At 66.9% G+C, this 14,623-nt stretch carries 14 protein-coding genes; 7 read left to right on the top strand and 7 right to left on the bottom strand.

Annotated features, from left to right (window positions below):
* Positions 1 to 21 precede the first annotated feature (21 nt).
* Entirely contained in the window at positions 22 to 1,080 is a 1,059-nt protein-coding gene (locus U5809_RS23945; protein WP_322088343.1) for a haloacid dehalogenase-like hydrolase, read from the top strand.
* A 36-nt stretch (positions 1,081 to 1,116) separates the two neighbouring features.
* Here U5809_RS23945 and U5809_RS23950 read toward each other — a convergent pair whose 3' ends face one another.
* Genes U5809_RS23950 through thiL form a run of 3 tightly spaced genes read right to left on the bottom strand, consistent with a single transcriptional unit; the run spans position 1,117 to position 3,182 of the window.
* On the bottom strand, positions 1,117 to 1,617 hold the full coding sequence (locus U5809_RS23950; RefSeq protein WP_034186407.1) for a CinA family protein: 501 nt from the start codon (positions 1,615 to 1,617) through the stop codon (positions 1,117 to 1,119).
* 31 nt (positions 1,618 to 1,648) lie between these two features.
* Positions 1,649 to 2,194, bottom strand: coding sequence for a phosphatidylglycerophosphatase A (locus U5809_RS23955; RefSeq protein ID WP_322088344.1), 546 nt, complete (start codon positions 2,192 to 2,194; stop codon positions 1,649 to 1,651).
* On the bottom strand, positions 2,184 to 3,182 hold the full coding sequence (thiL, locus tag U5809_RS23960) for a thiamine-phosphate kinase (protein ID WP_322088345.1): 999 nt from the start codon (positions 3,180 to 3,182) through the stop codon (positions 2,184 to 2,186). Before thiL ends, U5809_RS23955 begins: the two co-directional genes overlap by 11 nt.
* Before the next feature lie 134 nt (positions 3,183 to 3,316).
* On the opposite strand from thiL, the gene U5809_RS23965 reads away from it, so the two are divergent.
* The 4 genes from U5809_RS23965 to U5809_RS23980 all read left to right on the top strand — a co-directional run bounded on the left by U5809_RS23965 (position 3,317) and on the right by U5809_RS23980 (position 7,959).
* Complete coding sequence (locus U5809_RS23965) at positions 3,317 to 5,659, top strand: NADP-dependent malic enzyme (RefSeq protein WP_279612985.1); 2,343 nt, start codon at positions 3,317 to 3,319, stop codon at positions 5,657 to 5,659.
* A gap of 375 nt (positions 5,660 to 6,034) precedes the next feature.
* The gene (locus tag U5809_RS23970; protein WP_006476946.1) at positions 6,035 to 6,466 is read left to right on the top strand and encodes a ribonuclease domain-containing protein; all 432 of its coding nucleotides are present in this window, start codon (positions 6,035 to 6,037) and stop codon (positions 6,464 to 6,466) included.
* Between the two features lie 16 nt (positions 6,467 to 6,482).
* Positions 6,483 to 7,046: a barstar family protein gene (locus U5809_RS23975; RefSeq protein WP_322088346.1), complete on the top strand. Its 564-nt coding sequence runs from the start codon at positions 6,483 to 6,485 to the stop codon at positions 7,044 to 7,046.
* Positions 7,047 to 7,251: 205 nt separating this feature from the next.
* Complete coding sequence (locus tag U5809_RS23980; RefSeq protein WP_322088347.1) at positions 7,252 to 7,959, top strand: hypothetical protein; 708 nt, start codon at positions 7,252 to 7,254, stop codon at positions 7,957 to 7,959.
* A gap of 78 nt (positions 7,960 to 8,037) precedes the next feature.
* Here the strand turns inward: U5809_RS23980 and U5809_RS23985 are convergent, their stop codons facing one another.
* From U5809_RS23985 to speE, 3 genes are all read right to left on the bottom strand, one after another.
* Positions 8,038 to 8,805, bottom strand: a complete 768-nt coding sequence (locus U5809_RS23985; RefSeq protein WP_322088348.1) for a 16S rRNA (uracil(1498)-N(3))-methyltransferase — start codon at positions 8,803 to 8,805, stop codon at positions 8,038 to 8,040.
* A 17-nt stretch (positions 8,806 to 8,822) separates the two neighbouring features.
* Positions 8,823 to 9,239, bottom strand: a complete 417-nt coding sequence (locus U5809_RS23990; protein WP_129513689.1) for a VOC family protein — start codon at positions 9,237 to 9,239, stop codon at positions 8,823 to 8,825.
* A gap of 118 nt (positions 9,240 to 9,357) precedes the next feature.
* Positions 9,358 to 10,215, bottom strand: a complete 858-nt coding sequence (gene speE, locus U5809_RS23995; RefSeq protein ID WP_322088349.1) for a polyamine aminopropyltransferase — start codon at positions 10,213 to 10,215, stop codon at positions 9,358 to 9,360.
* Between the two features lie 215 nt (positions 10,216 to 10,430).
* Between speE and tkt the strand changes: the two genes are divergently transcribed.
* Both tkt and gap read left to right on the top strand, forming a co-directional pair.
* The gene (gene tkt / locus U5809_RS24000; protein ID WP_282506663.1) at positions 10,431 to 12,503 is read left to right on the top strand and encodes a transketolase; all 2,073 of its coding nucleotides are present in this window, start codon (positions 10,431 to 10,433) and stop codon (positions 12,501 to 12,503) included.
* Between the two features lie 87 nt (positions 12,504 to 12,590).
* Entirely contained in the window at positions 12,591 to 13,601 is a 1,011-nt protein-coding gene (gap, locus tag U5809_RS24005) for a type I glyceraldehyde-3-phosphate dehydrogenase (protein WP_166964849.1), read from the top strand.
* 89 nt (positions 13,602 to 13,690) lie between these two features.
* Here gap and U5809_RS24010 read toward each other — a convergent pair whose 3' ends face one another.
* Positions 13,691 to 14,581, bottom strand: a complete 891-nt coding sequence (locus U5809_RS24010; RefSeq protein WP_322088350.1) for a LysR family transcriptional regulator — start codon at positions 14,579 to 14,581, stop codon at positions 13,691 to 13,693.
* Between the last annotated feature and the right edge of the window lie 42 nt (positions 14,582 to 14,623).

The raw sequence follows: 14,623 nt of genomic DNA on the forward strand, positions 1-14,623 counted from the left end.
GTCAAGAAAGGGAGTGACGCCATGCCCAAGCTTTCCCGACGTTTTCTGAGCGCGCTTGCCGCATCGCTGTGCATGAGCTTCGCCCACGCGGCGGACCTGTCGCACTGGCCGGCCGATAGCGCGAAGGCGCTGAACGCGATGATCGCCGCACACGCGCACCGCGGCGACTACGCGGTATTCGACGCCGACAACACGACCTACCGCTACGACCTCGAGGAGTCGCTGCTGCCGTACCTCGAGAACCGCGGCGTGCTGACGCGCGACACGCTCGACCCGTCGCTGAAGCTGATCCCGTTCAAGGATTCCGCCGACTACAAGGAATCGCTGACGAGCTATTACTACCGGCTCTGCGAGATCGACGATCTCGTCTGCTACCCGTGGATCGCGCAGGCGTTCGCCGGGCAGTCGCTCGCCGACCTGAAGCGCCACGTCGACGCGATGCTCGCCGACGGCAAGCCGATCCCGATCCGCTACTGGCAGGGCGACAAGGTGGTCGACGGCACGGTGAACCCGCCGCGCTTCTTTCGCGGGATGCAGGAGCTGTACAACGCGCTGCGCGAGAACGGCATCGAGGTCTACGTGATGACGGCCGCGCACGAGGAGCTCGCGCGGCTCGTGCTGTCCGACCCGAAGTACGGCTACAACGTGAAGCCGCAGAACGTGATCGGTGTGACGACGCTGCTGCGCAACCCGGCGACCGGCGCGCTGACCACGTCGCGACTGCAGATCAAGGCCGGCAAGTACGACGAGGCGGCGAACCGCGGCCTGGTGATCACGCCGTTCCTGATGAACCCGATGACGTGGTACGAAGGCAAGCTCGGCTCGATCGTCGGCTGGATCGACCAGTGGAAGAAGCCGGTGCTCGTCGCCGGCGACACGCCGACGTCCGACGGCTACATGCTGCTGAATGCGACCGACGTCGCGCGCGGCGGCGTGCGCGTGTGGGTCAACAAGAAGGACAAGCAGATGGCGCAGATCCGCACGTGGTCGGACGAATCGGCCGCGAAGCAGAAGTCGCTCGGCCTGCCGGTGACGGCGGACAAGAACTGGATCGTCGTGAAGCCCGACGCGATTCAGTAAGCGGGCAAGCGGGGCGCGTCACGCGCCCCGGCCCGATCAGCCTTCGCGTTCGTCGAGCAGCTTCAGCAGCCCGCGCAGCGCATGCGCGGCTGCCTGCGTGCGGATCTGCTCGCGGTCGCCCTTGAACACGAGCGTCTCGACGTCGGTATGCAGCCGGTTGCTCCAGCCGAACGACACGGTGCCGACCGGCTTCTTCTCGCTGCCACCGGCCGGGCCCGCGATGCCCGTGACGGACAGCGCGACCTGCGCGCGGCTGTTGCGCAGTGCGCCTTCGGCCATCGCGCGCGCGACGGGCTCGCTGACGGCGCCGTGCTTGTCGATCAGGTCGGGCGGCACGCCGATCATCTCGATCTTGGCCTGGTTCGAGTACGTGACGAAGCCGCGCTCGAACCACTGGCTGCTGCCGGAGATGTCGGTGATCGCCGCGGCGATCATGCCGCCGGTGCAGGATTCGGCGGTGGCGAGCGTGAGGTGCTCGTCACGCAGCTTGTTGCCTGCGCGGATCGCAAGCTGATGGACGACGGAATCGGTTGGCATGCGCGTGGGGAAACGGGAGTCGGGAAATCGGTCAGCCGACGACGGAGCGCCACAGGGCGATCACGAGCAGCGTCATGAACGCGGCGACCAGGTCGTCGACCATGATGCCGGGCCCGCCCTTCAGGCGGCGGTCGAAATAGCGGATCGGCGGCGGCTTGAGCATGTCGAAGAAGCGGAATGCGACGAACGCCCACAGCTGGCCGATGAAGGTCGCGGGCGTGACGAACAACATCACGAGCCAGATCGCGACGATCTCGTCCCAGACCACGGCGCCCGGATCGGACGTGCCCATCTTCTTCGCAGTGAAACCGGTGATCCACGTGCCCGCCACGAAGCCGACGGCGATCAGCGCCCACCATTCGGGCACCGTCAGGTAGCGGTTGAGCAGGACGAAACTGAGCCAGCCGAACAGCGAGCCGAACGTGCCGGGCATGATCGGCGCGAGCCCGCTGCCGAAGCCGAGCGACACGATGTGCGCCGGGTGCGACAGCATGAAGCGCGCGGTCGCGCGCTGCGGCGCATCGGGTGCGGCGCCGGTCTCGGCCGCGGCGTGCGCGGGCGTCGGGTCAGTCTGCATGGAAGTGATCGAAGCCGTGCAACGTGAGAGCGAGGGGCGCGCCGGCGGCGTCGTGCCACGTGATCGCGGGTTGCGCCGACGGCGCGGACAACGCGCGTATTGTACCGATTCGCGTGACCGGCACGCCGGCCGTCGCGCCGGCCGCCTCGACCGCCGCGCGGGCCGCGGCCGGCGCGGTGAAGCACAGTTCGTAGTCGTCGCCGCCCGCCAGCGTGCAGCGGCGCTGCACGTCGGGCGACAGCGTCGCGAGCGCGGCCGAGCGTGGCACCGCGTCGGCGTCGATCTCGGCGCGCACGTTCGAGCGCGTCAGGATGTGCTGCAGGTCGCCGGCGAGACCGTCGGAAAGGTCGAGCGCCGCGTGCGCGACGCCGGCAAGCGCCAGGCCGAGCGCGATGCGCGGTTCGGGCCGCTCGAGCGCGCGCCGGAACGCGGCCGCTTCGTCCGCGCCGGCCGCCCATTCGCCGCGCGCGACGCCGAGGCCCGCGCGTGCATCGCCGAGCGTGCCGGACACCCACACGTCGTCGCCGTCGCGCGCGGCGTCGCGCCGCAGCGCCGCGTCGGGCGCGACTTCGCCGAATACGGTCACGCACAGGTTCAGCGGCCCGCTCGTCGTGTCGCCGCCGATCAGCTCGCAGCCGTAGCGCTCGGCGAGCGCGAACAGCCCGTTGCTGAAGGCCTCGAGCCACGCCGCGTCGGCGCGCGGCAGCGCGCACGCGAGCGTGAATGCGCGCGGCTCGGCGCCCATCGCCGCGAGGTCGGACAGGTTGACCGCGAGCGTCTTGTGGCCGAGCGCGTCGGGCGTGACATCGGGGAAGAAGTGGCGGCCCTCCACCAGCATATCCGTCGAAATGGCCAGCAATTTCCCGGATCGGGGCGTGATCAGCGCGCAATCGTCGCCGATGCCGAGCGTCGACGCGCGGGCGCCCTGCGCGGCGCGGCGCGTGAAGAAGCGTTCGATCAGCGAAAACTCGGAAAGGGCGGCTGGCACGGCGGGTAATCCGAAACGATTGAAGGAACGGCATTGTACGAGGCAAGCGGCTGCGTTCCTGCGCCGTTCTGCCCATTTTTGTCGCGGCTGTTGCACCCGAATCGCCGGTCTGGCGGCAGATGATTGGCGCTACAATGCCGTCGAACAGTTATTCTAATCCGCCCGCCACGAGACACATGTCTACTCAAGCCTCCTCCAAAGCCAAGCTCCGCGAAGCCGCGCTCGACTATCACGAATTCCCGACCCCCGGGAAAATCGCGATCGCCCCGACCAAGCAGATGATCAACCAGCGCGACCTCGCGCTCGCGTATTCGCCCGGCGTGGCGTACGCGTGCGAGGAGATCGTCGAGAATCCGCTCAACGCGGCGCGCTTCACCGCGCGCAGCAACCTGGTCGGCGTCGTCACGAACGGCACGGCGGTGCTCGGTCTCGGCAACATCGGCCCGCTCGCGTCGAAGCCGGTGATGGAAGGCAAGGCCGTACTCTTCAAGAAGTTCGCGGGCATCGACGTGTTCGACATCGAGCTGAACGAGTCGGACCCGCACAAGCTCGTCGACGTGATCGCCGCGCTGGAGCCGACCTTCGGCGGGATCAACCTGGAAGACATCAAGGCGCCCGACTGCTTCATCGTCGAGCGCGAGTGCCGCAAGCGGATGAAGATCCCGGTGTTCCACGACGACCAGCACGGCACCGCGATCGTCGTGGCCGCGGCCGTCACGAACGGCCTGAAGGTCGTCAACAAGGACATCAAGAAGGTCAAGCTCGTCGCCTCCGGCGCGGGTGCGGCCGCGCTCGCGTGTCTCGACCTGCTGGTCGACATCGGCCTGCCGCTCGAGAACATCACGGTGACCGACCTGGCCGGCGTGGTCTACAAGGGCCGCACCGAGCTGATGGATCCGGACAAGGAGCGTTTCGCGCGCGAAACCGACGCCCGGACGCTGGCCGAAGTGATCGACGGCGCGGACATCTTCCTCGGCCTGTCGGCTGCCGGCGTGCTGAAGCCGGAGATGGTGAAGGGCATGGCCGAGCGCCCGCTGATCCTCGCGCTCGCGAACCCGACGCCGGAAATCCTGCCGGAAGCGGCGCTCGAAGTGCGCCCCGACGCGATTCTTGCGACCGGCCGCACGGATTACCCGAACCAGGTCAACAACGTCCTGTGCTTCCCGTTCATCTTCCGCGGCGCGCTCGACGTCGGCGCGACGACGATCACGCGTGAAATGGAGATCGCGGCCGTCAACGCGATCGCCGAGCTCGCGCAGCACGAGCAGAGCGACATCGTCGCGACCGCGTACGGCATCCAGGATCTGTCGTTCGGGCCCGAATACCTGATCCCGAAGCCGTTCGATCCGCGCCTGATCGTGAAGATCGCGCCGGCCGTCGCACAGGCGGCGATGGACGGTGGCGTCGCGACGCGCCCGATCGAGGACATGGAGGCGTACCGCGTCCACCTGCAGCAGTTCGTGTATCACAGCGGCACGACGATGAAGCCGATCTTCCAGATCGCGCGCGCCGCGCAGGAAGAGAAGAAGCGTGTCGTGTTCGCGGAAGGCGAAGAAGAGCGCGTGTTGCGTGCCGTTCAGATCATCGTCGACGAGAAACTGGCCAAGCCGATCCTGATCGGTCGCCCGTCGGTGATCGAGCACCGTATCCAGCGCTACGGCCTGCGCCTGAATCCGGGCGTCGACTTCACGGTCGTCAACACCGAGCACGACGAGCGCTACCGCGATTTCTGGCAGACGTATTACAAGCTGATGGCGCGCAAGGGCATCAGCGAGCAGCTCGCGCGCGTCGAAATGCGCCGCCGCACGACGCTGATCGGCGCGATGCTGGTGAAGAAGGGCGAAGCGGACGGGATGATCTGCGGCACGATCAGCACCACGCACCGTCACCTGCACTTCATCGACCAGGTGATCGGCAAGCGCCCGGGCTGCAGCGTGTACGCGGCGATGAACGGCCTCGTGCTGCCGGGCCGCCAGATTTTCCTCGTCGATACGCACGTGAACGTCGATCCGACCCCGGAGCAACTGGCCGAGATCACGATCATGGCGGCGGAAGAAGTGCGCCGTTTCGGCATCGAGCCGAAGGTCGCGCTGCTGTCGCACTCGAATTTCGGCACGAGCAATGCGCCTTCGGCGAAGAAGATGCGCGATACGCTCGCGATCCTGCAGGAACGCGCGCCGGAGCTGAAGGTCGACGGCGAGATGCACGGCGACGTCGCGCTCGACGCGGCGCTGCGCAAGGAAATCCTGCCGGAATCGACGCTGGAAGGCGAAGCGAACCTGCTGATCCTGCCGAACATCGACGCCGCGAACATCGCGTACAACCTGCTGAAGACGGCCGCCGGCAACAACATCGCGATCGGGCCGATCCTGCTGGGCGCCGCGCAGCCGGTGCACGTGCTGACCGAATCGGCGACCGTTCGCCGCATCGTCAACATGGCGGCGCTGCTGGTCGCCGACGTGAACGCCACGCGCTGAGCCAAAACGAACGCGCCAGGCCGGTCGAACCGGCGTGGCGCGTCGGGAAAATTGTAAACAAAAGAAAAAAGAGGCGTGCCCGCAATGGGCACGCCGCGGGTAGGGCGCAAACGCGCTTCCCTCAAGGCAACAGCAGCATCTCTCCACTCCTGGTAACGAGCGAGGCAAGGAGGCAGGTCTTGCCATAAGAGAGATGCCGCCTTTATTTTATCCTATGTAAGATAAATGTAGTGTGATTTCGGTAAAAAATGCACAATTCCGGGTATCACGACGCTTTCGATTCCCAAACGGACATTGATTCGCGCGGCCAATAACGCTACGCTAACGCCTTTGTTGGTCGTCAACTACTTGATTTAACAGCGGGAACCCTGGTTCATGGCACGCAAGTGGCTCCGCAACGGCGCGCTCGCGTCCGTATTCGCGATGTTCGCGATGGGTATCGTCGGCACGCCGACGGGCAGTCTGGTTTCCGCCGCTTACGCACGGGAGGCCGTTCCGGCCGACGTGGCCGCCAGCGGGCTCGATACGATTCCGACTGCCAGTCTTCCGCGCGAGGCCGTGACCACGCTGGGCCTGATCGGCGCGGGCGGCCCCTATCCGTACGAGAAAGACGGCGTCGTATTCGGCAACCGCGAGCGGATCCTGCCGAAGGCGAAGCGCGGCTACTACCATGAGTACACGGTGCCGACGCCGCGTGCCCGCAATCGTGGGGCGCGCCGGATCGTCTGTGGCGGGCCCTTGCGCCGGATCGACAACTGTTATTACACGGGCGACCACTACAACAGTTTTAAACGTATTGTTGAATGACTTCGGGACGAATGGCATGAGCGACTCCATCTACGCGCACGATACGGCGGCGGCGGAACTGTTCGCAGCCGGCGACGGCAATCTGTTTCAGCGCGTGATTCAACTGCACGCGGCGGCACAGGCTGGCAGCACGCCGGAGCAACAGGAAGCCGAGCCCGGGCTTTCATCGAACGAGGAGCCTATGAGCCTTTTCACGACCGTGCGACCCAATCTCGTGCAGTCGATCCGCGCGTTCCGCGTGCAGGATCTCGCCGACGAAGCCACCCGGCTCGGCCAGCACTTCCTGTTCGCGTATTGCGGCGCCGCGCAGTCGAAGCAGGAAGTGATGGAAACGATCGCGACGTCGTTCCTGTTTCCGAAGCATTTCGGGAAGAACTACGACGCGCTGTACGACTGCCTGACCGACCTCGTCGCGAAGGCCGGCGCGCAGCCCGGTTTCGTGATCGTCCTCGAAGGGCTGCCGATCGCGCAGAAATTCGACAAGGAAGGGCGCGAGACGCTGCTCGACGTGTTCCGCGAGGCGGCCGAGTTCTGGGCCGAGCGCAAGGTCGCATTCCGCGTGTTCTACTCGTTCGCGTAAGCACGCATCGGCCTGCGGCCGATCCGGCAAGAAGCCCGCCTCGAGCGGGCTTTTTTGCGTCTGCGCGACGCGTACGGTGCGCCCGTCGCTTGCCGACATCGGCCTTTCATCTGGCGCCATTTTTCGAGACAATCGCGGTCGGCCCGGCTGCGGCAGCCGCCGCACCGGGTGCGTACAACAAACATCGAGAGAGGGCTGTCTTCCCATGAATATTTCCCGTTCCGCACGCGCCGTCGTGCTGCCCCTGCTGGTCGCGGCCGGCGCCGTGCATGCCGCGCCGCTGACGCCCGAGCAGACCGTCGACCTTTACATCGGCGCACTCGTCAACGGCGACGTGTCGAAAGCCCGCGAATTCAACGATGCGGTTCGCGCGAGTTACAGCGGCAAGGACGCGCTCGACATCGAGCGGCTGTCGACGATGGGCGAGTCGATGCGCAAGGACATGGCCGACGGGATACTGGAGCCGATGCCGCCGAAGGCGAGTGCCGCGTTGCGTCCGTCGGTCGAGAGCATGGCCGCCGCTTATCAGCGCGCGCTCAACCGCTCGGCATGCAAGACGACCGGGTCGTCGCAGCGACCGAACCCGTACGTCAAGGGCGCGACGATCGCGACGGTCGAATTTGCTTGCCGCGTGGCCGATGCGGGGCCGGGCGCGAAGGCGCTGGAGGTGAGGCTGGGGCCGAATCGGCGTGCGAAGAGCGAGGCGGCGCGCATTGCGTCGTTCAAGACGATCTTCACGGGCATCGCGCAGGTGCTGGACGATGCACCGGTGACGCACCCGGTGACGGGCAAGATCGACATTTACAGCCTCGAGGAAGGCGGCTGGACGACCGGTAGCCCGGGAGACGTGCTGACGCCGGTGGTCGAGGCGTTGTCCGATTCGATGCCGCACGGCGCGTCGAGCGACAAGTAACGTGCGATAAACCGCGGCGTCAGCGTCGCGTGCGAGCGGGGTAGGGCCGTGCCGCGTCGCGGCGGCACACCCTGCTCGTTACCACCCGCCCCAACGCGCGGCCAACGCCGCGAGCACGGCCGCACCGGCCGTCTCGGTGCGCAGTACGCGCGGCCCGAGCGACAACGCGGTGAATCCGCGGGCGCGCGCCGCGTTTTCCTCGTCGGGCGACAGCCCGCCTTCGGGGCCGATCAGCAGCGTCACGGTGGCCGCGGGCGGCGCGTCGGGCAGCGACGCAAACGGGATGCTTGCACGCGGCGACAGCAGCAGCCGCAGCTCGCCGTCGGCCGGCGTGGCAGGCAGCGTGTCGAGCCACGCGTGGAAGCTGGCGACGGGCGCAACCTCGGGTACACGGTTGCGTCCGCACTGTTCGCACGACGCACGCACGACGCCGCGCCAGTGTGCGACGCGCTTGTCCGCGCGTTCGCCGGACAGCTTCACGACGCCGCGCGCGGTCGACAGCGGCACGACCGCCGCGACGCCGAGCTCGACGGCTTTCTCGATCACCCAGTCCATCTTGTCGCCGCCGGCGATACCTTGCGCGAGCGTCACGCGGTAGGGCGGTTCGGCTTCGGCCGGTTCGAACGTGTCGATCCGTGCGATCGCGCTGCGCTTGTCGATCTCGACGAGCCGCGCGCGGTACTGGCCGCCGCTGCCGTCGAACAGCGCGAGCACGTCGCCGGGCTGCAGGCGCAGCACCTGTGCGTGGCGTGCGACGTCGGCCGGCAATGCGAGCGTGGCGTCGGCGCGCAATGCGGCGTCGACGAAAAAGCGCGGCACGGCCGCGGTGGTGGTGGCTTCGTTCATGCGTGTTGCGGTGTCGGTCATGCGTGGAGACGGTGTCCGAGCGCCCATCGGTAGCCGTCGAGATCCTCGATCTGCGCGAAGCGGTCGCCCCAGAACTGGTCCTGCGGCGCGCTCAGCGATTTCGCGCCCGCGTCGAGCGCGCGCTGCCAGGTGGCGTCGACGTCGTCGACATACAGATAGAACGATTGCGGTGCGGTCGTGTTCGCGCTTTTCGGCGTGAGCGCGGTCGAGCCGAACGCGCCTTCGGGCGCGAACATCACGATCAGCTGGCCGCGGTAGGTCATCTCGACGTGCATGATCGCGCCGTCCTCGTCGTGCACGTCGCGCAGTTCGAAGCCGAAGGCGGTCTTGAAGAAATCGATGGCCGCGCGCGCGTTGCGCACGGCCAGGTAGGGTGTCAACCAAGGCACGTTGGCCGGACGTGGATCGGTCATGAAAATCTCCTGTGGGACCAGGTGGGCGCGGCATCCGGGTCGCTCCGGTTCCGTGCTTCGCACGGCGAACCATGCAGGACCTCGACGGAAAAACGGAACGATGCGGCCGACCGGACGTTCAGCGGCGAACGCCCAGTGTATCGCGCAGCGCGCACGGCAGGGCAAAGAGGGACGCATGCAGCCGCGCATCGTAGTAGCGCAGGCCGTGGACGCGGCGGGCCGCGAGCCGTTCGTCGATGTCGTGCGCGAACAGCGCGGCCGCGTCGAGCGTGTCGCTCGCGATCACCATCAGCCACTGCGAGCCGTACAGCGGCACGTGCGCGGACAACGGATCGACGACCGCAAAGCTCGCGCGCAGGTCGTCGAGCAGCGCGGCGATGCGCGACGCGTGGAACACCGGCGAACCGAGATGCATCGAGATCGCGCCGCACGGCGTGAGAATGCGCTTGAGCCGCGCGTAGAACGCACGCGTATAAAGGCCGGCCGCCGGCGAATCGGGCGGCGTGAGGTCGAACACGACGAGGTCGAAATGCTCGACGGTCGACTCGACGAAGTGCGCGGCGTCGCCGATCACGACCTCGACACGCGGGTCGTCGAGCGCGCCCTGGTGCACGTCGTCGAGGTAGCGGCGCGCCATCCCGATCACTTCGTCGTCGAGCTCGGCGATCACGATCCGCTCGATGCACGCGTGCTTGAGCAACTGGCGTGCCGCGCCGCCGTCGCCGCCGCCGAGCACGAGCGCCTTCTTCGGCGACGGGTGCGCGAGCGCGGCCGGGTGCGTCATGCACTCGTGATAGACGTATTCGTCCCCGACCGACGTCATCGGCCGGCCGTCCAGCGTGAACAGGCGGCCGAGCTGCGGCGTTTCCCAGACTTCGATCTGCTGGTGCGGGGACGCGACGTGCGCGAGCCGCCGGGCATTCGGGAAGCCGTAGGTGGCGTGGGGCGTAGGGTGAAAGAGAAGCGTGGTGCTCACGGGCGGGCCTTCGGGGCAGGCAGTTCCGACGTCTGAATTATAGGAGGCGGGCGGTTTGACGGAAAACCGTGCCGGAACACTACGCGCCGACAAGGGAAATGTCAGCCCATCTGTTAAAATGACGAGCTTTGCAGCCCCGTCCGTAGGCTCCGTCCGCTTCGCGTCCGTCAGGCGCCGCACCGCGCGCCGGGAACGATTGACGCTCGAGCTTCCGGATGCCGCCGTGCCCCCGTTTCCTCGACTCGTTCTCCGGACTCGACATGACGACTTCGTCTCCCGCCTCCACCACCCTGATGGCCAACGCGATCCGTGCGCTCGCGATGGACGCCGTCCAGCAAGCGAACTCCGGCCACCCCGGCATGCCGATGGGCATGGCCGAAATCGGCGTCGCGCTCTGGTCGCGCCATCTGAAGCACAACCCGACGAACCCGCACTGGGCCGACCGTGACCGCTTCGTGCTGTCGAACGGCCATGGCTCGATGCTGCTGTACTCGCTGCTGCACCTGACCGGCTACGACCTGCCGATCGAAGAGCTGAAGAACTTCCGCCAGCTGCACTCGAAGACGCCGGGCCACCCGGAATACGGCATCACGCCGGGCGTCGAGACGACCACCGGCCCGCTCGGCCAGGGCCTCGCGAACGCGGTCGGCATGGCGCTCGGCGAAGCGCTGATGGCCGACGAGTTCAACCGTGACGGCGCGAAGATCGTCGATCACCACACGTACGTGTTCCTCGGCGACGGCTGCCTGATGGAAGGCATCTCGCACGAAGCCTGCTCGCTCGCGGGCACGCTGAAGCTGAACAAGCTGATCGCGCTGTACGACGACAACGGCATCTCGATCGACGGCGACGTCGTGAACTGGTTCCACGACGATACCCCGAAGCGTTTCGAAGCCTACGGCTGGAACGTGATCCCGAACGTGAACGGCCATGACGTCGACGCGGTCGACGCGGCCATCGCGAAGGCGAAGCTGTCGGACAAGCCGACGATGATCTGCTGCAAGACGGTGATCGGCCAGGGCGCGGCCACCAAGGCGGGCGGCCACGACGTGCACGGCGCGGCGCTCGGCGCGGAAGAAATCGCGAAGACGCGCGAAGCGCTCGGCTGGAAGTGGGAGCCGTTCGTGATTCCGCAGGAAGTCTACGCGGCATGGGACGCGAAGGAAGCCGGCAAGCGCGCTGAAACCGAATGGGACGCGACGTTCGCTGCCTATCGCGCCAAGTTCCCGGCAGAAGCCGCCGAATTCGAGCGCCGGATGGCGAACAAGCTGCCGGCCGACTGGGCGCAGAAGGCTGCGGCGATCATCGCCGGCGCGAACGAGCGCGGCGAGACGGTGGCGACCCGCAAGGCGTCGCAGCAGGCGATCGAAGGCCTGGCTGCCGCGCTGCCCGAACTGCTCGGCGGCTCGGCCGACCTGACCGGCTCGAACCTGACCAACTGGAAGGCGTCGAAGGCCGTCCGCGCGAATCCGGAAGGCCCGGGCGTCGTGCTGGGCAACCACATCAACTACGGCGTGCGCGAATTCGGCATGAGCGCCGCGATCAACGGCCTCGCACTGCACGGCGGCCACAAGCCGTTCGGCGGCACGTTCCTGACGTTCTCCGACTACAGCCGCAACGCGCTGCGCGTGGCCGCGCTGATGAAGGTGCCGTCGATCTTCGTGTTCACGCACGATTCGATCGGCCTCGGCGAAGACGGCCCGACGCACCAGTCGATCGAGCACGTGTCGAGTCTGCGCCTGATCCCGAACCACGACGTGTGGCGTCCGGCCGACACGGTCGAGACGGCCGTCGCGTGGACCCACGCGATTGCGGCCGACCGTCCGTCGAGCCTGATCTTCAGCCGCCAGAACCTCGCATTCAACCCGCGTACCGACTCGCAGATCGCGAACATCGAGAAGGGCGGTTACGTGCTGAAGGACTGGGACGAAGAGATCGTCGCGCGCAAGATCATCCTGATCGCGACGGGCTCGGAAGTCGAACTCGCGATGAAGGCCGTCGAGCCGCTCGCGCAGCAAGGCATCGCGGCCCGCGTCGTGTCGATGCCGTCGACCAACGTGTTCGACCGCCAGGACGCCGAATACCGTGAACGCGTGCTGCCGCACGGCGTGCGCCGCGTCGCGATCGAAGCGGGCGTGACGGCCTTCTGGCACAAGTACGTCGGCCTCGAAGGCGGCGTCGTCGGGATCGACACGTTCGGCGAATCGGCGCCGGCCGGCGTGCTGTTCAAGTACTTCGGTTTCACCGTCGAGCACGTCGTCGAGACCGCCAAGGCCGTGCTGGCCTAAAGACATACGCGACGCGCGCCACCCCTCGCGCGCGTCGCACCGTGAAGCTGCACGAAACGAATTTTTTCAGCCATCAGGAGATAGACCATGACGATTCGCGTCGCAATCAACGGCTACGGCCGTATCGGCCGCAACACGCTGCGCGCGTTCTATGAAAACGGCAAGAAGCACGATCTCGAGATCGTCGCGATCAACGACCTGGGCGATGCGAAGACCAACGCGCACCTGACCCAGTACGACACCGCGCACGGCAAGTTCCCGGGCGAAGTGTCGGTCGACGGCGACTACCTCGTCGTGAACGGCGACAAGATCCGCGTGCTGGCGAACCGCAACCCGGCAGAACTGCCGTGGGGCGAGCTGGGCGTCGACGTCGTGATGGAATGCACGGGCTTCTTCACGACGAAGGAAAAGGCGAGCGCGCACCTGAAGGGCGGCGCGAAGAAGGTGATCATCTCGGCGCCGGGCGGCAAGGACGTCGACGCGACGATCGTCTACGGCGTGAACCACAACGTGCTGAAGGCCGAGCACACGGTCATCTCGAACGCATCGTGCACGACGAACTGCCTCGCGCCGCTCGTCAAGCCGCTGAACGACAAGATCGGCCTCGAAACCGGCCTGATGACGACGATCCACGCGTACACGAACGACCAGGTGCTGACGGACGTCTATCACGAAGACCTGCGCCGCGCGCGTTCGGCCACGCACAGCCAGATCCCGACGAAGACGGGCGCTGCTTCCGCCGTCGGCCTCGTGCTGCCGGAACTGAACGGCAAGCTCGACGGTTACGCGATCCGCGTCCCGACGATCAACGTGTCGATCGTCGACCTGTCGTTCATCGCCAAGCGCGACACGACGGTCGAGGAAGTCAACGCGATCATGAAGGAAGCATCGGAAGGCGCGCTGAAGGGCATCCTCGGCTACAACGAAGCACCGCTGGTGTCGATCGACTTCAACCACAACCCGGCTTCGTCGACGTTCGACGCAACGCTGACCAAGGTGTCGGGCCGCCTCGTGAAGGTGTCGAGCTGGTACGACAACGAGTGGGGTTTCTCGAACCGCATGCTGGATACGGCTGTCGCATTCGCGAACGCGAAGTAATCCCGCACGTTGCGCGGCCGCCGCAAGGCGGCTTGCGCAGCGAACGAGCCCGGCCCGGTTTTCCGGCCGGGCTTTTTTGTTGCCCGCCGTTATTGCATTGACGCTGCCGTCACCTGCTCGAGCGCGGCGACGAACGCGCGCTTCAACGGGCTGTCGAGGTCAGTCCACGCGAGGCCGATGCCGGTACGATGCCCGGCCAGATCGAGCGGCCGCGCGAGCACGTTCGGCGGCAGCGCGCTGGCGGCTTCCGCCGGGATCAGCCCGATCCCCATTCCCGCCGCGACGAGCGCGAGCATCGTCGTGAATTCCCCGAACTCCTGTGCGATCTCGAGCGTCGTGCCCGCGCGGCTCAGCGCGAGCAGCATGTCGTCGTGAAAACCGGGCGCATAGCGGCGCGCGAGCACGAACGCCGGCTGGCCGCGCAGCGCGGCCGGTGAAATCGCGTCGTGCGCGGCCAGCGGATGGTCGAGCGGCAGCGCGACGACGAAGCCTTCCTCGAGCACCACGCGCGTGTCGATGCCCGCATACGCGGCCGGCAGCCGGATCATCCCGAAATCGATCCGCCGGTCGCGCAGCGCGGCGATCTGGTCGGGCGTCGGCATGTCCTTCAGTTCGAGCGTGATCAGCGGATAGCGCTCGCGCATCGTGCGCAGCACGGCCGGCAGCAGTGCGGGCAGCACCGACGACACGAACGCGATCCGCAGCGTGCCGATCTCGCCGCGGCTCGACAGCCGCGCCATCTGCTCAGCGCGCGCAGCCTGCTGCAGCGTGGCGCGTGCCTCGGGCAGGAACACGCGCCCCGTGTCGCTCAGTTCGACCTTGTGCCGGTCGCGCTCGAACAGGCGCGCGCCCAGTTCTTCCTCGAGCGCCTTGATCTGCATGCTCAGCGCGGGCTGCACGATGAACAGGCGCTGTGCGGCGCGCCCGAAATGCAGCTCTTCCGCGAGCGTGACGAAGGCGCGCAATTGCTTGAGTTCCATGGTCGGCGGGCACCCGTGAGCGGTAATCAGATTTCATGATAA

The sequence above is a fragment of the Burkholderia sp. BCC1999 genome (assembly GCF_905339975.1).
Taxonomy (GTDB): Bacteria; Pseudomonadota; Gammaproteobacteria; order Burkholderiales; family Burkholderiaceae; genus Burkholderia.